Source organism: Streptomyces microflavus, assembly GCF_014650075.1.
Lineage (GTDB): Bacteria > Actinomycetota > Actinomycetes > Streptomycetales > Streptomycetaceae > Streptomyces > Streptomyces microflavus.
The window spans coordinates 1-22,160 of sequence record NZ_BMUG01000024.1 but is presented as its reverse complement, the minus strand read 5'-3'; the positions used below and the strand labels follow the sequence as shown (position 1 = coordinate 22,160).

17 protein-coding genes and 1 pseudogene are annotated in these 22,160 nt (G+C 68.4%); 12 read left to right on the top strand and 6 right to left on the bottom strand.

What is annotated here, in order from left to right:
• Positions 1-150: 150 nt before the first annotated feature.
• A complete protein-coding gene (locus IE264_RS37360) occupies positions 151-1,209 on the bottom strand; it encodes a DNA polymerase Y family protein (protein WP_190167904.1) in 1,059 nt (352 codons plus the stop codon).
• On the bottom strand, positions 1,206-4,652 hold the full coding sequence (locus tag IE264_RS37355) for a DNA polymerase III subunit alpha (protein ID WP_190167903.1): 3,447 nt from the start codon (positions 4,650-4,652) through the stop codon (positions 1,206-1,208). The genes IE264_RS37360 and IE264_RS37355 overlap by 4 nt, the downstream gene beginning before the upstream one ends.
• 594 nt (positions 4,653-5,246) lie before the next feature.
• Here IE264_RS37355 and IE264_RS37350 point away from each other — a divergent pair.
• Entirely contained in the window at positions 5,247-5,594 is a 348-nt protein-coding gene (locus IE264_RS37350) for a DUF8825 domain-containing protein (RefSeq protein ID WP_190167902.1), read from the top strand.
• 370 nt (positions 5,595-5,964) lie between these two features.
• Positions 5,965-6,969 carry an ATP-dependent DNA ligase gene (locus tag IE264_RS37345; RefSeq protein ID WP_190167901.1) on the top strand — a complete coding sequence of 335 codons (1,005 nt, stop codon included), beginning with the start codon at positions 5,965-5,967 and terminating at the stop codon, positions 6,967-6,969.
• A 320-nt stretch (positions 6,970-7,289) separates the two neighbouring features.
• On the opposite strand, the gene ku is transcribed toward IE264_RS37345, so the two are convergent.
• The gene (ku, locus tag IE264_RS37340; protein WP_190167900.1) at positions 7,290-8,273 is read right to left on the bottom strand and encodes a non-homologous end joining protein Ku; all 984 of its coding nucleotides are present in this window, start codon (positions 8,271-8,273) and stop codon (positions 7,290-7,292) included.
• A gap of 278 nt (positions 8,274-8,551) precedes the next feature.
• Here ku and IE264_RS37335 point away from each other — a divergent pair, with 278 nt between their 5' ends.
• Complete coding sequence (locus IE264_RS37335) at positions 8,552-9,223, top strand: HNH endonuclease family protein (protein WP_190167899.1); 672 nt, start codon at positions 8,552-8,554, stop codon at positions 9,221-9,223.
• Positions 9,224-9,583: 360 nt separating this feature from the next.
• Here IE264_RS37335 and IE264_RS37330 read toward each other — a convergent pair whose 3' ends face one another.
• Positions 9,584-9,829, bottom strand: a complete 246-nt coding sequence (locus tag IE264_RS37330; RefSeq protein ID WP_030815810.1) for a hypothetical protein — start codon at positions 9,827-9,829, stop codon at positions 9,584-9,586.
• Positions 9,830-10,427: 598 nt separating this feature from the next.
• Here IE264_RS37330 and IE264_RS37325 point away from each other — a divergent pair.
• The 6 genes from IE264_RS37325 to IE264_RS37300 all read left to right on the top strand — a co-directional run bounded on the left by IE264_RS37325 (position 10,428) and on the right by IE264_RS37300 (position 16,213).
• Positions 10,428-10,745: a helix-turn-helix domain-containing protein gene (locus IE264_RS37325; RefSeq protein ID WP_190167898.1), complete on the top strand. Its 318-nt coding sequence runs from the start codon at positions 10,428-10,430 to the stop codon at positions 10,743-10,745.
• Between the two features lie 159 nt (positions 10,746-10,904).
• Positions 10,905-11,174 carry a GlsB/YeaQ/YmgE family stress response membrane protein gene (locus IE264_RS37320; protein WP_190167897.1) on the top strand — a complete coding sequence of 90 codons (270 nt, stop codon included), beginning with the start codon at positions 10,905-10,907 and terminating at the stop codon, positions 11,172-11,174.
• Positions 11,175-11,455: 281 nt separating this feature from the next.
• Positions 11,456-11,872, top strand: coding sequence for an ATP-dependent DNA ligase (locus IE264_RS37315; protein WP_439905599.1), 417 nt, complete (start codon positions 11,456-11,458; stop codon positions 11,870-11,872).
• A 1,161-nt stretch (positions 11,873-13,033) separates the two neighbouring features.
• Entirely contained in the window at positions 13,034-14,050 is a 1,017-nt protein-coding gene (locus IE264_RS37310; protein WP_190167913.1) for a bifunctional DNA primase/polymerase, read from the top strand.
• The gene (locus IE264_RS37305) at positions 14,047-15,588 is read left to right on the top strand and encodes a DNA primase family protein (RefSeq protein WP_190167896.1); all 1,542 of its coding nucleotides are present in this window, start codon (positions 14,047-14,049) and stop codon (positions 15,586-15,588) included. The genes IE264_RS37310 and IE264_RS37305 overlap by 4 nt, the downstream gene beginning before the upstream one ends.
• A 238-nt stretch (positions 15,589-15,826) precedes the next feature.
• Positions 15,827-16,213 carry a DUF6009 family protein gene (locus IE264_RS37300; protein ID WP_190167895.1) on the top strand — a complete coding sequence of 129 codons (387 nt, stop codon included), beginning with the start codon at positions 15,827-15,829 and terminating at the stop codon, positions 16,211-16,213.
• A gap of 751 nt (positions 16,214-16,964) precedes the next feature.
• On the opposite strand, the gene IE264_RS37295 is transcribed toward IE264_RS37300, so the two are convergent.
• Positions 16,965-17,618, bottom strand: a complete 654-nt coding sequence (locus IE264_RS37295) for a lytic polysaccharide monooxygenase (protein ID WP_190167894.1) — start codon at positions 17,616-17,618, stop codon at positions 16,965-16,967.
• Positions 17,619-19,000: 1,382 nt separating this feature from the next.
• Here IE264_RS37295 and IE264_RS37290 point away from each other — a divergent pair.
• The 3 genes from IE264_RS37290 (at position 19,001) to IE264_RS37280 (ending at position 21,244) form a co-directional block, all read left to right on the top strand.
• Positions 19,001-19,429 carry an ATP-binding protein gene (locus tag IE264_RS37290; protein WP_190167893.1) on the top strand — a complete coding sequence of 143 codons (429 nt, stop codon included), beginning with the start codon at positions 19,001-19,003 and terminating at the stop codon, positions 19,427-19,429.
• A gap of 320 nt (positions 19,430-19,749) precedes the next feature.
• On the top strand, positions 19,750-20,109 hold the full coding sequence (locus IE264_RS37285; RefSeq protein WP_190167892.1) for a DUF6204 family protein: 360 nt from the start codon (positions 19,750-19,752) through the stop codon (positions 20,107-20,109).
• Positions 20,110-20,884: 775 nt separating this feature from the next.
• The gene (locus IE264_RS37280) at positions 20,885-21,244 is read left to right on the top strand and encodes a hypothetical protein (RefSeq protein WP_229887972.1); all 360 of its coding nucleotides are present in this window, start codon (positions 20,885-20,887) and stop codon (positions 21,242-21,244) included.
• A gap of 4 nt (positions 21,245-21,248) precedes the next feature.
• On the opposite strand, the pseudogene IE264_RS37275 reads toward IE264_RS37280, so the two are convergent.
• Positions 21,249-22,044: pseudogene (locus IE264_RS37275) on the bottom strand (IS5 family transposase).
• Between the last annotated feature and the right edge of the window lie 116 nt (positions 22,045-22,160).

The following is a 22,160-nucleotide window of genomic DNA, read 5'->3' as shown; positions in this document are numbered from 1 at the left end:
TCCGGCGGGCGGTCAGAGCTTTGGGCCGATCGGTGCCGGACAGGGCGGGGGACCGCTCCGCGTCGGTCACCTCCCACAGAGCACGGGCCGCCCGGTCCCTGAAGAGGGGCGCGTCCAGCCTGTCCCGGCACAAGGCCGCGCGCTGCCGCATCAGCGCGTCCGCGTAGACGGCTGGCGAGATCTCCGCTCCCGATGGGTCGCAGGCCCGAGGAAGGTCGATGCGGTCCCAGCGATGTCGGGTCGGTAGCGGTTGGCGGCCTTGTCGAGGGCCGTCTCAAGGCGGCGGAGCTTGTCGTCGCGTTTGTCGAAGGTGAGTTGGTGGATTGTGTCTTCGGCGGGTCGGAGGCGTTCGGCTCGCAGGGCGAGGGTGCGTACGCGCGCACGCTGGAGACCGAGGCCGGTGAGGAGCTCGTGGGCGATGGCAGCCAGGGCGGGTGTGTGGGCGGTGGGCTCGTTGAGGGTGCGGCTGCGGGTGGTCTGGGTGCGGTCGGCGTAGGAGACGGTGAGCGTCAGTGCCTGGGCGATCTCGCCGGCGGCGCGTAGCCGGGCGCCGAGTTCCTGGACAAGGCGGAGCACCGTCCGGTGGTGCTGCTCAGGATCAAGCTCGTCGCGGTCGAATCGGTGACCGGCTCCCAAGGACTTGGGGGCCGCGCCCGGGACGACGGGACGCTTGTCGATTCCGTGGGCCCGGTCGTGTGCTTGACGGGCGGCCGTGACTCCGAGGATGCGCTGAAGGGTGGGGAGCTGAGTGTCGGCGATGTCGCCGACAGAAGTGATGCCGTATCGGGCGAGGGTGCGGGCGGTCTTGGGTCCGATGCCTGGCAGGGCGGAGGCCGGTTTGGTGCGCAGGAACGCGGCGATCTCGTACGGGTCGTCGCGGACCACGATGGCGGCGCCCGGCGGGGTGACGTCGGCAGCCATGGCGGCGATGGAGCGGGTGGGGCCGGCGCCAGCCGAGCACTGGACGCCGTGGAGTGCGAGCAGGCGCAGTCGGAGCACAGCGACAAGGCCCTCGACGTCGCGGCCCCAGTACGTGAGGGCGCCAGCGAGGTCGACGTAAGCGGACCAGTCAGCGGGCAGGGGCTCCACGCGGGAGCTGATCCCGTCGACGACAGCGAGCAGCTGCCCGTACAGCTCCATGTTCCGCTCGGCGGGGTGGAAGTGGAGTCGCAGGATCGCCCGCGGCCGCAGCCTTCTGGTGCCGTTCATCCGGCGCTCCCTTGGCTTTTGTGTCCGAAGCGGGTGAGGTCGGCCGAGCGGGTTCCGGCGGGTTGGAGGTCGCTCCAGGGGTGCAGGCGGGCCCCTGCGGTGCCGTCGGGGATCGTCCGCCCGGGTGCGGATTGGGCGGGTGTGGGGGAGGGGTCCTTGCCGAGGAGGTCGAGGACGGCCTGGGGTCCGTGGGTGGCGCGGGCGGTGGCGAGTTCGTCGAGGTCCCATGCCATCTCACCGACGACGGTGCGTCGAGGGCCGCGGGCTTCGACGGTGCCGCGTACGAGGAGCAGGCCGTGGTGGAAGACGGTGTGCGCGCACCGTTCGTGGGAGTCCTCGAAGAAGGCGAGGTCGACGAGGCCGGAGCCGTCTTCAAGGGTGACGAAGATGATCCGCTTGCCCGAGGCGATGGGTGGGGTCTGGGTGGAGGCGCGGACACCGGCGACCAGGACGTGCTGTCCGGGGTGCATCGTGCGCAGGTGCTTGGCGTCGGTCGCGCCGATCTCGCGCAACAGCCGGTGGTGGTCCTCCATGAGGTGCCGGGAGACGTCGATCTTGAGGACGCCGAGCTCGGCGTCGAGCCGTTCGCGGGCGGTCATCTCCCGCAGCCCTGAGGAGCCGGCGGCGTGTGGGGTGGTGGCGAGCGGCAGCTGCCCGGTGGTGGGGCGGGTGCGGGCATGGCGGTGGAGCTCGGTCGCTTGCAGCAGCAGGTCTCGCCGTGTTGCTTCGCCCTTGAGCTGGTCGAAGGCACCGATGCTGACCAGGCGTTCGACGGTCGGGAGCTTGGGGTGGGCGCGGGCAAAGAGGTCTTGGAGAGAGTTGTAGGGCTGCCCCTCGGCGATGCGGGCGATCTCGTCGTCGGAGATGCCGTGCACGGTGGCCAGGGAGATCCGCACGCCCCACCCGGATCGGGTCTGTTCGACGGTGTAGTGCGGCTGGGAGGTGTTGATGTCGACGGGCAGGATGGGGACGTCGTGTCGGCGGGCGTCGGCGACGATGACCCGGGCCGGCCACATACCGGGGTCGTGTTCCAGCAGACCGGCATAGAGGGCGGCCGGATGATGCGCCTTGAGCCACGCGGACTGCAGCGCCGGAACCGCGAACGCAACGGCGTGGGCCCGGCAGAACCCGTACGCCCCGAACGAGGAGACGACGTCCCACACGTCGTCCAGGACCTTCGGGCTGTAGCCGCGGGTGCCTGCCTGCTGCCGGAACCACGCCTCGACCCTGGGCAGCCGTTGTTCGTTGCTGAGGGCGCGGCGGGCCACTTCACCGAGGGCGCGGTCGCAGCCGGTCATGACGGCAAGGATGTCGATGATCTGTTCGTGCCAGATCGTCACTCCGTAGGTGTCGCGCAGGACCGGTTCCAGGTCGGGGTGCGGGTATGTGGGTGTGGCGCCGTGGCGGGCGGCGATGTAGAGGGCGGGCATGCCGCCCTGGACGGGGCCGGGTCGGAAGAGGCTGATGTCGGCGATGACGTCCTGCGGGTCGCGGGGCTGGAGCCGGCCGACCAGGTCCTGCTGGCCGGGGGACTCCAGCTGGAACATGCCAACGGTGTCGGAGTTCTGGATGAGGGCGAAGGCGAAACGGTCGTCGAGGGGGACGTGGTCGGGGTTGTCGAGGTCGATCGCCCGGCCGGTGGTGCGGCGGATCTCGGTGACGGCGTGCGCCATCGCCGACTGCATCCGCACCCCCAGCACGTCGAGCTTGAGCAGGCCCAGGTCCTCGACGTCCTCCTTGTCGGCTTGGAGCATCGGGTACTCGCCTCCGGGCGTGGGCTGGACCGGGAGCCGGTCCAGGAGGCTGGTGTTGGAGAGGATCACTCCGCACGGATGCATCGCGATCCCGCGCGGCAGCGCATCCAGCCCTTCGGCGAGCTCCCACAACGGCCCGAACCGCCCAGCCGCGGCCGATAGCTCCCGCAGCTCCGGCAGCTCGGACAGGGCGGAGCGGATGTCGCACGCCCGGATGTGCGGGAACGCTTTCGCGATCCGGTCCACAATGGCGGGTGCGATCCCGAGGGCGAGTCCGGTGTCCCGCAGGGCGTGCCGGGCTCGGTAGGTCTCGGGCATCCCGGTGACCGCGACCCGCTCCCTCCCGAAGCGGGCGATAATCCGGTCGTAGACCTCCAGACGTCGCGCGGACTCCACATCGATGTCGATATCCGGCAGCGACGAACGCCGCTCGGACAGGAACCGCTCGAAGAGCAGGTTGTGCTCCAGCGGGTTCGCGGTGGCCACGAACAGGCTGTGGTTGACCATGGATCCGGCCCCGGAACCCCTGGCGGCAACCCGGATGCCCATGTCCCGCACGTCCGCGACCACTTGAGCAACGGCGAGGAAGTACGGCTCGTAGTGGAGGCGGCCGATGACGCCGAGCTCGTAGTCGAGCTGGTCCATCGCCTGCCGGTCACGGTCGAGACCGCGGGCTGTCATGCCGCCCTCGCACCGCTGCCGCAGCAGCCGCATCGCCCCGCCCGGCCCCGCCTCGGCCCCGACCACGGACGGCTCGGGAAAGTGCGGCACCCCGAGCCCCAGGTCCCGCACCGGGTCGACCTCGCACACGTCCGCGACCGCGGTGGTGTCGGCGATCAGCCGTACGGCGCGCGACCGGTCGGTACCGGCTGCCGCTACCACCCGTTCGGCGATGTCCGTCATAGCGGGCCCGTCCTTCAGCCACCGCTCGCCGCAGTCGAGCCGCCGTCGGTCGATGGGCCGCAGGAGCCGGGCCGCGTCCAGCACATCCGCGACCTTGTGCTGCACGGGGTCGGCGTACCGCACAGCGTTGGTGAGGACAGCTGGGATGCCGAGGTGGTCGGCGAGCGTGAGCGTGTGTGCGGCGAGGCGGACCGAGCCTGGGCCGGTGCCGGAACGGCCCCAGCAAACGATCTCCAGTCGCAGCCCGCTGCCGACGGCTCGCTGCCATGGGGCGAGAAGCCGCTCGGCGATGTGCGGACGGCCGGCGGCGAGTGCCCTCAGCGGCTCCGACGCAGGGCCGAGCAGCACCGTCAGACCTTCATCGGCGTACTGAGCGAGCGTCTCCCACGACGCGGTCGGCGGTGTGCCCGCAGCGAAAGCCTCGGCGTGCGCGGCGGACACCATCCGGCACAGCCGCGCCCAGCCGCCCGCGTTACGGGCCAGGAACGTCGCCCGGAACGGTGCCTCCGCTACGTGCGCACCGCCGCGCACCGGGGTGCGGTGGCGGACTTGGGCCTGGGGCGCATGAGGGGCGATGCCCAGATCGACACCGCACAATGGCTTCACTCCGGCGGCCGTGGCAGCTTTCGCGAAGCGGACCGTGCCGGTGACCATGTCGCGGTCGGTCAGCGCCACCGTTCCAATCCCTCGCGCGGCGGCGCGGGCGACGAGGTCATGCGGATGCGAGGCACCGTAGCGGGCTGAAAACCCACTACTGACATGCAAGTGAGGAACACTTCCTCGCATGACATCCTCCGACTGAATACCCCCAAAATAGAGCTAATCGCCTTGCCTCCTTCGACTGTATCGAACATTAATTCGAACACGCGAGTTCAAGGCATCCATTTTTCAGCCATGCGGGTGTGCGGGGGTTGCGAGTACGGACCGGTACGCCTGCCGGACGGCCTGCCTCGCCCCGGCGGCGTCGGCGGCCCTTCATGCGTCAGGGGTAGAGCGGCAATCCCCGTGCGGCAGCACCGGAGCCGGTCCACGACCGGCCGACTGGGTGAGCGCCATGGTCGTGTCGCTGCTAGGCGGTCGCGCGGAGCCGCGGCTCCCGTAAACAGGCGAGTGGGGCAGTGTGCGGCCCGGTGACATGACAGGACGGGGCTCCATGCTGCTGCCTCCTCTTGTCGGGTTCCGCGCTTCCCCGAAAGCGCGGAACCCGACAGGAATCCGCATCGCTGCCCAAGTCGCACGGGGTGGAGCCCCGCCATGGACAGGAGCTGTGAGCCATGAGGCCACGCCCCTGTCACGGTCACTCCGCCAATCGGGCAGGGCCTTGCGGGGATGGGCGCGCCACCCGCTCCTCCTAATTCGAACAGAAGTACCATTAGGGCTGTGACCAGGTACGACTTCCCCCAGGATTTGCTCGACTCCCAGCTCGCCCTGCACCGGACCCAGTCCGAGTACGAGCAGTACGCCGCGACTCTGCCGTGGTCGGCGGAGCCGATGGCCGGATGGGAGGGGGACAAGCAGCTCCACTCCGGTTACCGGGCTTCCAAGCCGGACAGCCCCGGCTACACCGAGGAGCAGCGCCAGCAGGTCGCCGCGTACCGGGCCCGGCTGCTGGAGCTCGGCACCCAGGTACTGACCCACCCCTTCTGGCAGACGCTGAAGGGCAACGACCTGTTTGCCGCACGCATGCAGTTGAAGCATGTGCATGACGAAGACGAGACGGCGGCGTAGCAATGCCGGAGCGGGGCCAAGGAGATGGAGAGCCCCGCTGCGCCGCGCCGGTCCGAGCGTGACCGTGCCGCAGCTGTGGAAGATCAGCCCCAGCGTTCCGCAGAGACCGCCCTGCTCCATCGCATCAGCTGCGGCTTCTACAAATTCGAGGCGCTCATCGGCTACGTCGAGCACCGCACTCTCCGAACCGGACTTGCCTCGTGCGAGGCGCGCGCCCCGGCGGCCCGACTACACGAGGAGCAGGGCAGCCCTGGAGCACAGAGCGCGGGTGGACACCCTCGACCGGCCCTGCTCTGCCAAATAGGGGCGGTAGTCAGCAGTCCGGCGAGCCGGAGTTCGGGCCAAGGCCGGTTGCCGGAGGCTGACGGCCATGGTCTGGACGCTGCCCGAACCGATGCTCGCCGAACCCGTGAACAACCCCGCCCTTCCCCCAGGCTTCGCGGCGGAGCCGAAATGGGACGGCTACCGGGCCTTGCTGGCCCGATACGCGGACGGGCGGGTGGTGATCCGTTCCCGCCGTGGCACGGACATGACCGCAGCGTTCCCTGAGATCACCCGCGCCGCGGCGTCCCTGCCCGCCGGGGTGGAGTTCGCGATGGACGGCGAGCTCGTGGTGTGGGAGGGGGGTCGGGTCGCGTTCGAGAGGCTCCAGGGACGACTGAACCGCACCGCGGCCGGAGCTGCCAGCATGGCCGCACAGTGGCCCGCCCATTACGTCGCCTTCGACCTCCTGCGCCTGAACGGCGCCGATCCCGATCTCACGGCCCAGCCCTATACGGCAAGGCGCGCCGCCCTGGAGGAGCTGTTCACCGACCAGGCCCTGGCGCCACCGTGGACGCTGTGTCCCTCCACCACCGACCCCACCATGGCCGCCGAGTGGCTGGAGTGGTCAACGGTCGGCATGGAAGGCCTCGTTCTCAAGAATCTCCGGGGCACCTACCGGCCGGCGACGAGGGCCTGGAGGAAGTACCGGGTCGCCCACACCACCGACGCGATCATCGGCGCTGTCAGCCGTTCCCTCACCGATCCGGCGACCGTACTGCTGGGGCGCTACGACCCCACGGGCAGACTCCGCTACACCGGTCGCAGCACCGTCCTGCCCCGCCCGCTCGCATCTAGTCTGCCGGCCCGGCTGAGCCCGGCGGGGGAGGAGCATCCGTGGACAGGCCGGACGTTCTCCGCCGCCTGGGGCGCCAAGACCGCGCTGACGGTGGTGCTGGTCGTGCCGGAACTCGTGGTCGAGGTGAGGGCCGACGTCTCCCGAGACAGCGCCGGCCGGTGGCGCCACCCAGTGAAACCGGTCCGCCTCCGCGACGACCTGGCCCCCGCCGACGTCCCACTCTTCGGCGACGACACCACCACTTCTCTCACTTAGCGTTGGGTGTGGGATCTGAGCGGCCGGTGCACTGCTTCTTCGTTCAGGAGAACAAAGAGCCCACGAGTATCGCGCCGTAGTGCACGCATTGGTGCCTCCGCTTGCAGTAGCGCTTCGCCCGCCACCGCGAACGCCGCGTGAACTGCTCTTCGCACCAAACGCACTTGCGATTCTTCCCATCCCCCATGGGCACGACCCTATCGGTCAACGCCAACGCCTCCGCGACGGATCCCGCGTCGGCCGCCGAGTGGTTGGAGTGGCCAGCGGTTGGCAGGGAAGGTCGACGCCACCACACCGACTTGAGCCCCGACGCCGTCAGTTCAGGAAGCGGTGCGCTTCTTCGCGGCCGTCTTCTTCCCGGTGCTCTTCTTCGCCCGTGAGGAGGCGCTGGCAGTGGTGTTCTTTGCGGTCGCGGACTTCGAGGAGGCTGCCTTCTTCTTTGCGGGCGCCGTGCGGCCGCCGCCGTTCTTCTTGGTGGGGCGCATCTCGTGGACTGTCGCGTCCTGGCCGTCGTGCTCCTTGCCGCGGGACTCCTTGGCCGCCTTCACCGAGGCGTTCAGTGCGGCCATCAGGTCCACGACCTCTCCCGCCTTGTTCTCCTCGCCCTCGTCGGGGGAGGGGAGCGGCTTCCCGTCGGCCTTGGCCGCGATGATGTCCTCCAGGGCCTGCCGGTACTCGTCCCGGAAGCCGGACAGGTCCTCGATGGTCATGCGGTCGGCGAGCTGGAGGGCCTGCTCGATCTCCTCCTCACCCACCTCCACGGCCTTCGGCGCGAGCTCCTGCGGGTCGCGGACCTCGTCGGGCCACTTCATGGAGTGAAGCACGATCGCGCCCTCCCGGATGCGGAGGAGACCCAGGCGTTCGCGGCCGTGCCAGGCGAACTTCGCCACCGCCACCTTCGAGGACCGCTCCAGCGCCTTGCGCAGGAGGGTGTAGGGCTTGACGGCGACCTGCCCGTCTACAGCGAGGTAGTAGCTGTCGCTGATCCGCACCGGGTCGATGCTGTCGGCATCGACGAACGCGACGATCTCGATCGCCTTCGCCGTCGGCAGGGGCATTTGCTCCAGCTCTTCGTCCGTCACGGCGACGGTTGCGTCTTTGGAGACCTCGTATCCCTTGCCGATATCGTCCTGGGACACGACCTCGCCGTCGAGCTCGCAGACCTTCCTTGTCCGCACCCGGCCCATGTCCGCCAGGTGCACCCGGTGGAAGTGGACGTCGTGGTCCTCGGTCGCGGACACGATCTTCACGGGGATCGTGACCAGCCCGAAGCTGATAGCACCGGCCCACAAAGGTCGCGGCATCTCTTCCACCTCCAGGGCCCCTGCGCCGCTGCGCGGCGAGGGAAGGACCGGGAACGCCCGGTCGCAAGGGCTGGCTACGTCGTACTCCTGATCCTCACGCTGTGCAGGGGAGCCCGCATCTCCACCCCAGCACCGACAGCAGATGACCGGCCCGCTGTCCGGCGCCCGAGTGAGCGCCGGACAGCGGAAGCGTTCCTGCGGTGAACCTTCTCGCCCGCGCGGGTGACCCCGGGCGCCGTGGCCTTCGCCGTGGGTGGGCGGGCCGGTACACAGCGGAAGTGATCAAGAACATCGTGCGCGGACTCAGCGCACTCTCCCTCGCCCTCATCCCTCTCCTCTCGGCTCCCGCCGCTCAGGCCGCCCCCGCACCCGAAGTGACGACGCTGGCCGACGCCGTCGGCCTGGTGAAGGTCACCGAGGAGAACCGCACCGGATACACCCGCACCAAGTTCAAGCACTGGAACGCCGGCGAGGACACCTCCGACGGGTGCCACACCCGCAACGAAGTACTCATCGCCGAGGCCGTCGTCGCGCCGACGGTGGAGTCCGGCTGCAAGCTGACCGGCGGCACCTGGCGCTCGTACTACGACGGCCAGGAGGTCACCAACGCCGGTGCGTTGGACATCGACCACATGGTCCCGCTCGCCGAAGCCTGGGACTCCGGCGCCTCGGCCTGGACCGCGACGCGGCGTGAGGCGTACGCGAACGACCAGGGGTCGGAGGTCTCCCTCGTCGCGGTGACAGCGCGCACCAACCGGCAGAAGAGCGACCAGGACCCGGCGGACTGGATGCCGCCGTCCCCGGAGGCGCAGTGCCGGTACGTGGGGGAGTGGGTCTCGACCAAGCTCCGCTGGCAACTCACCGCCGACGACCGCGAACTCGAAGCGCTGAAGGTGTTCGCCGAAGGCCCGTGCGAGGACACCATCGTCCGCTACACACCGGCTGCCTGATTCCCGCGCGCTGCCTCGTCGACTGCGCTGCTCGACGGCCGTAAAGAGGACCGTCCTGGGTGGAAAGCTCGCGGCCATGGCTGCCACCGGCCTCGACTGAGTGATGGGCCGTGCCCCGAACCAAACAGTCGGGGGCCCGGCGGGCGCGGTGGTGATCAGTAGCAGGCGGGCCCTCTGGCGGCGCCGAAAGGGGCAGCGGACCAGGCCCTCCGGCATAGGGCGCGGCCCGGTCTGCTGCCCGCTACTTCGATGTTCGTGCCGGCCGGATAGCTCGCACCCCCACCGTGTCGTGCCGTCCCGCTCCGTCCAGGCGGGCGTACTGCGGCCGGGACTCCAGTTCCGGGGGATCGGGGGCCGGGATCAGTGGGTGATGGGGTGGAGGAGGTCGTGGTCGCGTTCGTAGTTCGCCAGGGCCAGGCCGAGGGCGAAGAAGGTCGGAGCCCATTCGCCGACGAAGATGCCCCACCGGTCGGCCCGCGCGGTGCCGGCCGGCTCGACTTTCATCGATCCGCACCAGGACACGACGGACAGGCCGATTGAGGCGAACGCCGCGGTGTAGGCGTGCTCGGCTTTCAGGCCCTTCTCGTGCAACATCTTGACGATCATGACACTCCAGTCGATGCAGGGATACGGTCTCCGTCCACCGTCGCCTCCGGACACGGGCTCCGCATCTCGGATCTTGGGCACGGGGGTCTCCTCGGGGCAGCACGACGAAGCCCCCCGCTGCCGACCGGACGCAGATCGGTGCGAGCGTCGGTCTCTCCAGCACGAGCTCCGTCGCCTACCAGCTCGCCCAGCTCGGAGAGCGGGGCCTGATCAGCCGGACCGGCCGGGACTGGAGCTCCTGCCAGCTGGAGAGCCCCAAGCCACCCCGGCGCGGCCTGAGAAGCCGCTGAGCGGGAGTCAGCTCTCCGGCCACCATCCGGTGATGGCGGCCGGGCGTCCGCCCCCCTGCGGATCCGCAGGGGCTGACCTCCCACGTGTCGCCGTAATCGTCGCGGGCGGTCCGCCCCCTACCTCTCCCGGGTGGGAATGCGGAACAAGTAAGGCCGGCACAGCCGATCATGGCCGGCCGATGGTCTAGCAGTTCCTTCGGGGCCCCGGTGCCATTGGCACCGGGGCCCCTCCACGCGCGTCCCGTACACCTTCGGGATTTTCCACCGTCCCCACCGCCCGTTGATCCCGCTTCTGTAGTGAGGTGCAAGTGACAGCAGACGACTCCTTCCGCCGTCTTGAAGACGATGACTATCCCGCCTACACGATGGGCCGGGCTGCCGAGATGCTCGGCACCACACAGGGGTTCCTCCGCGCGATCGGCGAGGCCCGCCTCATCACCCCGCTCCGCTCGCCGGGCGGCCACCGCCGCTACTCCCGCTACCAGCTCCGCATCGCAGCCCGCGCCCGCGAGCTCGTCGACAGCGGCACCCCCATCGACGCCGCCTGCCGCATCGTCATCCTCGAAGACCAGCTCGAAGAAGCCAAACGCATCAACGCCGAACACCACCACACCACGAACCGCTGAAACAACAGCCGGCACGCCGAGGTTTCTTGAGCTCGCGGGGCACCACGCGGGCTCAAGCCCCTCCTGAACGCAACGGCGTGACCGAGCAGGTTTGGAAGGGCTGCGATGGAACAGACGAGGTGTTAACGCAGACTTTATCTTCGCTGGTAGGAGCACATCATGGGCATCATCGCTTGGATCTTGATCGGGCTGTTTGCGGGGATCATCGCCAAGGTCCTGATGCCGGGCAAGGACCCGGGCGGCATCATCGTCACGATCCTCATCGGGATCGTCGGCGGTCTGCTCGGCGGGTGGCTCGGCAAGGTCATCTTTGGCATTGACTCCATCGACGGCTTCTTCGAGATCTCCACCTGGATCGCGGCCATCATCGGCTCCATGATCCTGCTGGCCCTCTACCGGCTGATCTCAGGCAACCGGCGACACGCCTGATCCCCTGCTGACTCAGCACCGCACATGGCCCAGGAAACGGCTCCCCCTCCAGTGAGGGCGGAGCCGTTCGCCGTTGGATCGCGGGATACTCAGCGATGACGTCACCCACGCCCGACGGCACCCCGCCTACCCCGAGCTCGCCGGTCTAGGGACGGCGCTGGGCTCCCGGCCCGCGGTGCCGGACGGGGAAGTCGTCGCCCTGGACGGCGAGGGGGCGCAGCGACTGCGAACGGCTGCAGTCCCGGATGGGCCTGGCAGGCTCAACGGCCAAGGCGGCCCGCATGGCCACGAAGACTCCCGCCCATCTGATGCTGTTCGACATCGTCTTCCTCGACGCCCACGACCTGACCCGCAGCCCGTACGCCGAGCGCCGCACCACCCTGGAATCCCCGGTACTGGCCGGTGCCGCCTGGTCGGCTCCGGCCGCGTTCAGCGGCCACGGGCAGCAGGCACTGGACATGACCCGGACCGCTGGCCTCGAAGGTCTCCTCGCCAAGCGCCTCACCTCGCTCGACGAGCCGAGTGTCCGGTCCAGGGTGTGGATCAAGATCTGGCACGTGCGGACCGAGGACATCGTCGGCGGCTGGCTGGCTGGTAGGCCACGGCCGGCTCACCTCACTGCCCGGCGCTCTCCTCATGGGCCAACCCGGCCCCGACGGACGGCTCCGCTACGTCGTCAACGTCGGTACCGGCCGTAGCGACCCCGCCAACCCATTCCTGCCCTCCCAAGTTGCCGACTCAGTGCAAAACGCGCGTGACCGCGGATGGGTTCCGGGGACCCCCGGCCCACCGTTCCAACTCGACCAGTCAGAGGGGTTCATCTCCAAAAAGCGTTAGTGCCGTTGTCAGTTCGTGTCCACCGCAGGCGGAGGCAGTTTTAGTCCTCGCAGATCGCGGCCAGCTCCTCCGTGCGACGTGCCGCCCGCTCCGGGGCCTGCCGAGGCCGCCCGTGCGGCGCAGCTTGGAGAGGTGCTGCCCGATCGGGACGGGGCTGCCGCCGGCCGTGTTGTCCCACACCTGGCTCTGGCGCGGGGCGAGATGCCCGGTGGCCCGCCGGTAGGACCGGAAAGGGGCGAGCTTGGCCTCTCAGGCCTCTTCACCCGGCTCCCACACCATCCCAGCCTCCGGCGCGTCCAGTAGCACCCGGTGCCGCTGCTCCAGCTCACCCGCCCGCCATGCCTGCTGCTGCACCCACCGCCTCGGGGGGAAGGTTCGAGTGCTCGGCCGCCAGCCTGCGTCGGGAGCTTCCGTCCCTTGTTGAGTCCCTGCGTAAAACAGCAGGTCAGAGGCTTTTTCACCTCACCAACAGGGACTGAAGGGACTGAAGTTCCGGGTTATGACCTGAGTACGTGTGCGCGTGTATGCGGGCGCGTATATCTTGTCTTACTCCCCCCTGTGCTGGCTGATAATGAGGAAGTTGAGTCCCTTCAGTCCCTGATGAGGGGTCTAGATGTCCTCTGACCTGCAGAAACGGTGAGGGACTGAATGCAGGGACCGAACCGTGCTGCTTCCTTTGGGCCCCTCGCGTCCCTACCGCCCCCGCTCGTGGAGGGTCGCAACGCGCTGGAACTCCGCCGTGGCCGGGGGAGTGGAGGAAGGGACTGAAGGGACTGAGGATTTAGAGAGCGGCGCGCGGGGGAGTCACCCCACCAAACCAGAGGACGGCGTCCTACACTCATTCCGAAAGACAGTCCCTTCAGTCCCTTCTTGTTGCGCGGGTACCGGCTGACCAGCTCATTCCTAGCCAAGAGCCGCAGGGACCGACGGTCTGCAACCTGACGGACGAGGACAACTACGTGCAGCGCCGCAGCGAGTCGCCCCCCTCAGGCCTTGACGGCCGGGTCGTGCCCCCGCTTGTGCTGGCCCGTTGGTGTGCAGGCAACGGATGGCCAGTCCACCCCCTGGCCCCTGGCATGAAAACCCCGCCCGGCAACTGTCCTGACTGCAAGGCACAGCGGCACGACCCCCGCACCTGTCCTTGTCCCGATGCGGGGCGGCCGTGCCATGGCTTTCACGCCGGCACCACTGATCGGCGAAACATCGACAGCTGGTGGACAGCCAGCCCCAACTCCGGAGTTGGCGTCGCCTGCGGACCGGCCAACCTCATCGTCATCGACATCGATGCACACAGCGCTTCCGCCCCCGACCGGAGCCGACTCCTACCAGGCATCCCGATCCACGACTCCGTCGATCTCGACGGCCTGGCTTCCGGCTTCGACACGATGGCGCTCCTGGCCGCCTACCGGCAGCAGGTCGACCCCGCGAAGGACACCACGACCCTGCGAGTGCGCACGCCCTCCGGCGGGCTTCACGTCTGGTACCGCCTTGCGACCTCAAAGATCCGGTACCGGTCCTCGGCCGGATCCAGCCCTAAGGTAGCGCTGGCCTGGCAGGTCGACGTACGAGCTGAAGGCGGCTATATCGTTGCCCCGACCACCCGCACCAGACAGGGAACCTACGAGCCCGTGGGGGCCGTCCGTCATCCCGCTCCTCTGCCCGCCTGGCTCGCGAGCGAACTTGCCCGAACCGGACATGTCGTTGAGCCCCAGCAGGCGCCGACCACCACCATCCCGCGAGCCCGGGGTACTCGAAGCCCACGAGCCGCGCACCGGGTTCTTGACCCTCTTCTCGACGAAGTCGCCCGGTGCGGAACTGTGCCGGAAGGCGCCGCTTTCACCGAGAAACTCAACCGGGCAGCTTTCACCGCCGGGGGACTGGCCGCAGCCGGGCACCTGGACGAATCCGCCATACGCGAACTGCTGACCGCCACCGCGCACACCGCCCGGCCCTGGCAGACCTCCCACAACGAGAAGATCATCCACGACGGTCTCGCAGCAGGGGCCTCCCGTCCGCTCCACCTCAAAGGACGCTCATGAGCAGCAGCGCCGAAAGCCCGCGCTTTGACGCAACTGCCGCCGCTCAGCAGATGCTCGCCCTCGATGCCATCACCGAACCCTTGCCCTCCCCGCAGCCCACCTTTCCCGAGCAGGCCGCCGGGACGGCCTCCGCACCAGCGGCCTGGCCCCCGCCCGGTGGAATCCCGGGAACGCTCACGGACCGAGGGAACGCGAAGCTGTTCGTACGTCTCTACCGCGACCAGTTCCGCCACGTGGAGGGCCTGGGCTGGTACTCCTGGGACGGCTACCGATGGAAGCGCACCGGCGGAGAGAAAGCGGCCCTCTGGGCGGCGGGAGAGATGGCCGAGGAGATCCCCGACACCGATCCCCGCGGGCTGTTCAGCGAGCGGGAACTCCACCACCACAAGAAGCGCACCATGTCGACCACCGGCATGAAAGCCCTCCTCACCCAGGCCAAGGCATCCCCCGACCTCTCGGTGGATCCCGACACGCTCGACGGGGACCCGTACGCCCTGTGCACGCCCGACGGAGTCGTCGACCTCCGCAACGGCCGCATCCGGAAGCCCGACCCCACCCGGGACTTCCACTCCCGGGCCACCACCGTTGCCCCCCAGAACATGCCCACCCCCCGCTGGCACCGCTTCCTGGACGACACCTTCGGCGACGACGCCGAAGGCCGGGAAATGATCGACTTCCTGCACCTGCTGCTCGGCTACTCCATCACCGGCGACGTCGGCGCCCAGGTGCTGCCCTTCCTCCACGGGCAGGGCAAGAACGGCAAGTCCGTCCTCCTCGACGTGATGATCCAGATCCTCGGCGACTACGCCGACGCGGCCCCACCCGGTTTCCTCATGGACCGCGGCGCCTTCTCCGAGCACTCCACCGAACTCACCGAACTCCACGGACGACGCCTGATCGTCTGCAGCGAGCTCAAGCCCAACGACCGCTTCGACGAAGCACGCGTCCGGCTGCTGACCGGAGGGGACAAGATCAAGGCCCGCCGGATGCGGCAGGACTACTTCTCCTTCACACCCACCCACAAGCTGTGGCTCCTGGGCAACCACCGCCCCGAAGTCTCCACCGGCGGCTTCGCGTTCTGGCGCAGGATCCGCCTGCTGCCCTTCGAGCGGATCGTCCCCGACGAACGCAAGATCGACAACCTCGCCGTGGAACTCGTCCAGGACGAAGGACCCGGCATCCTGCACTGGCTCACCGAAGGCGCCCGCCGCTACCTCGCCACCCGTGACACCCTCGCTGGCCCGGACCGCGTCCGCATCGCCACCAGCGCCTACGCGAACACCGAGGACCACATCGGCCGCTTCCTGACCGAATGCTGCATCCACGACCCCGACAACAACGAGCTCCGCGCCGAACAAGGCCTCCTCTACGCCTCCTACAGCACCTGGTGCGCGAACAGCGAAGGCATCCGCCCCGGCACCGCCCGAGCCTTCGCCACCCGGGTCCGCCAGGAAGTCGGACTCGCCTCACCGGCCGACATGATCAAATCCAACGGCCGCAAGTTCTACCCCAACCTCGCCCTGGCAGCCGAAGAATGAACACCCACCACGCTGACCAGCCAACCAAGGCACTGAGCCCTCTGCCGCAAGGCACCCGCCCGTTCTACGATGAACCCACGCTCCGCCTCCCGCGGCCCCTGCCCGAGAACCAGCACGCCGCCACAACCGCGAGCCCCCCAAACGGCACGCACGACTGTCTTGCACCACCAGAGGGAACAGATACACCACGCAGGCACCGGCCCACCCGGTGCACGCCGACGAAGGAGAGGCCGCGGCCATGAGCTCGCTACTGACCGACAGCGACCTCGCCCACGAAGCGAACGTGGTGTGGCTCGAGGACCCCGAACACCTCGACTACGTCCGCCAGGCCCTGGACAAGACCCCCCGCCGCAAGAACAAACCCCGCTACGCCCGCGATGGCCGGATGATCGGCTACATCGAGCTCGGCACCGACGCCGAAGCGGACCCGGACAGCGGCCTGTACCGGCGCAGGGTCTTCTTCCTGCTGCCCCATGACCGTGACTCAGACCCCGAAGGCGTCTACCGGCAGGGCGCCCCCGGCGAAGCCGTCGACCCCCGAACCATCGAACCCAACCGCGTAGGCGAGAAGACCCCCCGCTCCCAGCAGGGCAGCTCCTCCGCCATAGCGGCCACCAGTTCCTAGGTTTTGCTGGCCTCTCGGGTAGGGGGAGGCCAGTTGCAGGATGGGGCCTCAGGTGGCGCTGCGGGCTACCAGGCGGTGCGGAACGACAAAGATCTCCGTGACCACTCGCCGCGTCCTTGGCGCAGGCCCCGAAGCTTCAGGGCCCACCAGTATCCGCGCAGCGAAGCCGACATCAGCGATGTCCTTGCTGGTGTCCGCCTGCCGGACCTCCAGGAACCACGAGCGCGGGGGGCGTCGGGGTCTGCCTGGCTGACACGACAAGCACTCGCCGTGCCCTCGGAACCGGACCGGAGACGGGGGAAGGCCCGCCGTCCGAGGCGGTCTCTTCCGGGCCCGGGGGGAACGGTTTCGCCCGGACCGGGATGAGGACGGGGTGTTCTGGCCCCACCCGGGCTTTCGGATCGTCATCGCGTGATGCTGGAGACGTGGTCCGGGCCCGTTGCTGTGCTCTGTGCGGCGCCCGGCTTCCGAAGGATGCGGTGGCCGGGCGCTGGCACGGCGATGCGGTGGCCGGGTCCAGGCGTACCGGGAGCGCAGGGCGGCACAGCGGATGTTCGGCATCGCTGTCCTCCTGGGCGAGACACTGGAGACCGCAGATTTGGCTGAGGGTGTCGAAGCCGACGGCCGATGCCGGATTCGTTGCTGTGGGGCGGGCATGTCCTATGGGTCCTGAGGGTCAGGCCCCGCGAGGGAAGTCGGATCCTTCCTCGCGGGGCCGTCTGCGCTTACGGAGTGGGACGGGCCCGGTGGCTCAGTTGAAGGTGACGTCACTGCACAGGAAGTACTTCTGGTCCATGTGCGAGGCCTTCCAGACGGTCACCACGACGTGGCGTCCGCTGTAGCCGGAGGTGCTGACGTCCGCGACGTAGTGCGACTGGTAGGGGTAGCGTCCAGTCTTCTGAACCAGTTCGAGGTCCCCCCAGCCGATCGGCTGTGTCTGGGGGTCGAAGCCCTGCTTGGTGACGTAGATCTCCAGCCAGTCCGCGCCGTGCTGGGCCTCGTCGTAGAGGTCGACGGTGAAGTCGGAGCCGAGACTGGTGGTGGTCCAGGGGCCGGGCCGGTCGAGCGCTCCATAGTTCGTCTCGCCCTGGCCGCCGGCGCTGCAGATCTGGCCGTTGGGGATGGCCTGCTTGTAGTTGTCGCCGGTGTTGTTGGCGTAGACGGCCTTCCACGCGGATATCGCGTTGGGGTTCTCCTGGAAGGTGCGGTAGCACATGGGGTCCTGGGACTCGCTGGGCTCGCCGGATCCCCAGCGCTGCAGGCAGCCGTAGTTGCGGGTTTCAGGGGTGATGACCGTGCCGTGGGCTGCGGCCGGCGCCGGGGCGAGTACGCCCAGCAGGCCGGTGGCCAGTACGGCGGCTGCCAGTGCCGTGCGCCGGGACGATGTTGCGAATGCGAGGTTCATGGCACTTCCTCCATGCGTGGGGAGATCGCCAGCGGCGACCCATAATTTTGCATGTACCTGACATTGGACTGTGAGTGGATTCGGGCTGCCGGTGGCCTCCGGGCTCACGGTGATGCCTTTCGAGGCGTGCGGCCCGGGCGGGGGCCGCTGGTGAGTGCGGTCCGTCGCGTAGCCGCAGGGCTGGATCGCTCCCTCCGTGGGGTGAGGGTGGGGCGTGCGGTGGGGAAGTGGGGCCGCGCGTGCCTGCGCGTTCCCGATCGGGCATCCAACGTCGGCGGGGGAGCGCCGGCGGTGGATGGGGGCTGGCTGTCGAGAGCGTGGTAGCGCTCGAGTTGCAAGCTCCAGCCCCCTGCGGTCGGTGGATAACCTGCCGAAATTTCTTCGACATGTCAATGAAATCAGCGAGCTTTCCCGGCCTCTCTTGCCGAAGGGGCGGTCATCCACCTGGTAAAACTACACAAAATGCCCGTCTGTCACTCGGTGTGCTCGCTATCACGCTCGCGTAACGAGTTGTTTCCTTCCTTGACGCACGAAAAATGTGGGGAGAGACTTGCCGTACCCGGTTGGCCACGACTGCTGACCGGCATTGCAAGGGAGGCCGTCATGGCGGTCGTTGTATCCCCCGGTGCCGTTGTTGTTCCCTCGACGGCATCGGCATCGAGCCCGCCGAGTTTGCTGGTGATCGCTTCACCGCCCCATCACCTGTCAAGGCCGGTGATGCTCCTCTTCGCCGGCACACATGCGGCAGTCCCGGCGGGCGCGTTTCCCCGCACTGCCGACGTGCTGAGCCGTGCGGGAAAGCCTGGGGCCTTCCCGGCAGGTGCAGATTCCGCCTCAACCCAGTTGGCGCCACGTCTGGCGGCCGAGGGCGGGCGAACTGCCGATCTAGGCAGCCGGCGCCGCCCGGGCCCCGCGAGGGGTGGGCCCGGGCGGCGCCGGGAAACAGATTTCGCCGACCGCGGTTTCTTCACCCGACGCAGCTCTCGCGCCCGACGGGCTCGCCTGCGCGTCCCGCCCCGCAAACCTCTCCCCGGATGCCCTATCTCAGCCCGCACATCCGGCGGCCCGCGTCCGACACACGTGCAGGGACGCATCATCAACCGAGCACTCCCGCACTCCTGATGTGCTCCCAGGGCCCCTGATGTGAGCCCAGCCACCCCGGACCCGGATCCAAACCGCCCCGCTGCCCGGGTCCGGGGTATCCACCCACCAGCAGACCCACACAGGAGGTTCCCAGCCTCAGCCGTCAGGACGACACGGTGCCGGGGCCCCGGGGGAGAGCCGAAGTCTCCCAAGCAGCACGAGCCAGGCAACGACGGGGCCAGCCACACCCGGACGCTCCGTTCCTGCGCCAACACCCTCCACCTCAAGGCGAGGTAGCCATGAAGACCACCATCGACGTCACCCCCGCTCCGCCCCAGAACAGCAGCCCGCTCAGCAGCCACCTGCCCCTCGATCAAGGGCTGCACGCTGTGCGAGCGGCCCGCCGCTATGCCGACGAGATCCTGACTTCATGGGGCGTGTCGCGAGTCGCGGTAGAAGACGCTGTCATGGTCGTCTCGGAGCTCGTGACCAACGCCTGCCTGCACACGCTCAACGGCCCGGTGGGACTTCGGCTGCTGTCCCAGGACCGACAGCTCGTCATCGAGGTGACCGACACGTGCCCGGAGACCACTGACCTGTCCATACCCTGGAACGACACCGACTGCGATCACGGCCGAGGCTTGGCCATCGTCCGCGCTCTCACCTGTGCGTTCGGGTGCAGCCGCACCGCGGACGGCAAGACAGTATGGGCCCAGATGAACACCTAGGCTCAACGCCGCTGCCCGCACGTAGGAAGCTGAACGGCGACCCAGAACGACCTACAGTCCTTGTCGCTCAGATCTTCTGCAACTGGCCGCCCACCGCCAGAACCAGCTCGCCGGGCAGCTCAACGTAAGACTGGTGAGCGTGTCCTGGACACGCCGACCGTGTCCAGCGCCGAGTTGAAACAGCAGGTAGAAGCGACGGAACGTCCGCAGATGCTCCCCGGACCTTTGATCTCCGCTTACCCTGACAGGTCTGCATGCCGGTGCGTGGCGCCAGAAAAACGCAGTGGAGCTGTGCCGATCGCGCTGGATAGGGTCGGGCAATGAGCGCTCGAACCTTCCGCATCACCGTCCGCGGCGTCTTCGACGGTCTCAGCACGGATCAGCGGGCCGAGCTCCTGCACCGTGCCGCAGAGCATGACGTCCTGCAGGCAGCCTTCACTCGGGAGGGACACCTCAGCTACGACCTGGCCGCACGAGCCGCTTTTGCCTTTCGTTTCGAAGACTCGGGCGAGCGCGAAGAGGACATCTTGGCAGCGACCGATCGGGCTGAGGAGTCGGCAAAGGCGTGGCTGGCCGAGCGAGGCTACGGCTACAAGAACCTCAGGAGCAACACCGAGGACATCTCCCAGGCCCTCCTGGGTAAAAGACAGCGCCGGGCCGCAGCCCAGAAGGACTGCTGACTCTTCCGCTGCCCGCCAGCCGTCGACGATGCCCTCTGCAGCTCTGCCTCGGATCGACGATCGTCCCGCCGAGTACCAGGCATGAGCAACAGCTTTCGCTGGTCTGGCGCTTTGCTGATCAGACTGGTGGCCGGCGAACTGGGAAGCTGGGATGCGCACGGTCTCCACAAGCCCGCACGGCGCCTGTCGGCCCTGACGCCCCAGCCCTCAAACTGTACCGACCCCGGGCGGGCCTCACGAAGCTCTCTACATGGATCCACCCGGGTTCACTGAGGGCATGTGGCAACTGGCTGATGAACCGCAGCGATCGTCTTCTCCCGGCAGGGGAACGAAGGCGCCCTTCCCCCTCGGGCGCTGTTGCCACGGCCTCCGGGCACGGTAAGCCCATCGCTGCGCCGACCTGTCGACCCGTGCGTGGCCGCAACCTGGTCCTCGTCCGCTGGTGGAAACGGCAGGCGGCCCTGTGGTCGTCTGCCACAGCCGCTCGCATCGGCTGATCCCAGCGCGGTCTGTCCGGCAGAGCAGTGAAGCTGAGCCATCGTTTCTGGCCGGGACACGTTCTCGGTCCCTGTGCTGTGCGGGCTTGATCCACCAGGGTTCTCCAGGCGCGCAACATCGTCAGTTGGATGTCGCTAGTGTCACAACGAAGCAAGGTCCGACGCCCGGCCGTCCTGCCCCGCTGCTGCGGGGCAGCCGCCGCAGGACGCCTGCTAGGGCCTGTTGCGTAAGTGGACTGCTGGGCAGTTGAGCCCTCTGGATCGGTACAGTCGCGTGCATGCTGAAGCCACTACTGCGTGCAGTTGATGCGGGCGGCCGTACTGTGGACGACCCGACCGAGGAGGCCCTGCACGACCTGTTGGCCGAGATGAGCCTGTCGCACCGGTTTGTAATCCTGGACAGACTCGATCTGGAGCCTGCGGATCAGCATTACATTCAGGTGTACCTGAACGATGACCTCAGCTACCGGGTCGAGTACCGCGAAGGCAGTGCGGAGGAGCACTACCAGGCCCACGTTCCAAGGGTCCATGAAGCGTTCGGCCCGGAAGAGTCGACCGCCAAGGTGATGATGGACTGGGCTCACGATCGACAGGGATGGCGCGAGGCGTTGCCGTGGACCCCGATGCCTTTTCGGTGAAGGATCACAGCCACTCATTGATCGCCGCGACCAGGACTGTCGCCTCGTAGCGGACAGCGAGCTTGTCGTACCGTGTGGCGACAGCGCGGTTCCTCTTGAGGCGGTTGATCCCGCACTCGACCGCGTGGCGCTCGCGGTAGTCGAGCGGGTCGAAGCGTGGCGGCCGGCCGCCACGGGAACCGAGCCTTCGGCGGTTGCGGGCCTGGTCGGCCTTGTCCGGGATGGTGCAGCGAATCCCGCGCCGGCGCAGGTGAGCCCGGTTCCTGCGGGAGGCGTACGCTTGTCGGCCCGCACGCTGTCGGGGCGGACGCGAGGCTGTCCCGGACCGATGCGGGGCACGCGGACCTTGTCCAACACCGCCTCGAACTGCGGTGAATCCCCGCGCTGCCCCGGCCGTCACCACGATCGACCGGCTCGGTGGATGTACCACCAGGCGGCTCCTACTGCAGGTCGCCCTGCTTACAGGCCCCGGCTGCATGCTGATGAGCGCGGCACACTGTGGAGTCGACGCTCAGGTCCCACGTGATCGCACCTTCCGCATCGGCCACGGACTGGAGACGGGTGAAAAGCCGGTGCCAGGTGCTGTTGCGCTGCCACCGGCGGAACAGGTCGTAGACCCGGCTCCACGGTCCGTACTCGGCGGGCACGTCCCGCCACGGAACGCCGGTCCGAACCCGGAACCGTATGCCGTTGATCAGCTGCCGCCGAGGCCAGAGGGGCGGCCGCCCCAACCTGGCACCCTTCAGCAACAGCGGCTCCAGCACCGCCCACTGCTCGTCCGTGAGATCTCCCCGACCCATGAACCGTGATCATCCACAGCCCAAGATCCACTTTCGGTACAGGTCCTAGGCGTGGGCGGGTCTGTCAAACGAGCGGTGTAAGTCGGGTTGTTGAGGGTTACTGGCGGGCTGCGGAG

Coding starts and splice junctions, on each gene's coding strand:
- IE264_RS37290 (WP_190167893.1), top strand. CDS start 19,001: ATGAAGACCACCATCGACGTCACCCCCGCTCCGCCCCAGAACAGCAGC.
- IE264_RS37320 (WP_190167897.1), top strand. CDS start 10,905: ATGGGCATCATCGCTTGGATCTTGATCGGGCTGTTTGCGGGGATCATC.
- IE264_RS37345 (WP_190167901.1), top strand. CDS start 5,965: ATGGTCTGGACGCTGCCCGAACCGATGCTCGCCGAACCCGTGAACAAC.
- IE264_RS37315 (WP_439905599.1), top strand. CDS start 11,456: ATGGCCACGAAGACTCCCGCCCATCTGATGCTGTTCGACATCGTCTTC.
- ku (WP_190167900.1), bottom strand. CDS start 8,273: ATGCCGCGACCTTTGTGGGCCGGTGCTATCAGCTTCGGGCTGGTCACG.
- IE264_RS37295 (WP_190167894.1), bottom strand. CDS start 17,618: ATGAACCTCGCATTCGCAACATCGTCCCGGCGCACGGCACTGGCAGCC.
- IE264_RS37300 (WP_190167895.1), top strand. CDS start 15,827: ATGAGCTCGCTACTGACCGACAGCGACCTCGCCCACGAAGCGAACGTG.
- IE264_RS37285 (WP_190167892.1), top strand. CDS start 19,750: ATGAGCGCTCGAACCTTCCGCATCACCGTCCGCGGCGTCTTCGACGGT.
- IE264_RS37360 (WP_190167904.1), bottom strand. CDS start 1,209: ATGAACGGCACCAGAAGGCTGCGGCCGCGGGCGATCCTGCGACTCCAC.
- IE264_RS37355 (WP_190167903.1), bottom strand. CDS start 4,652: ATGCGAGGAAGTGTTCCTCACTTGCATGTCAGTAGTGGGTTTTCAGCC.
- IE264_RS37330 (WP_030815810.1), bottom strand. CDS start 9,829: ATGATCGTCAAGATGTTGCACGAGAAGGGCCTGAAAGCCGAGCACGCC.
- IE264_RS37305 (WP_190167896.1), top strand. CDS start 14,047: ATGAGCAGCAGCGCCGAAAGCCCGCGCTTTGACGCAACTGCCGCCGCT.
- IE264_RS37280 (WP_229887972.1), top strand. CDS start 20,885: ATGCTGAAGCCACTACTGCGTGCAGTTGATGCGGGCGGCCGTACTGTG.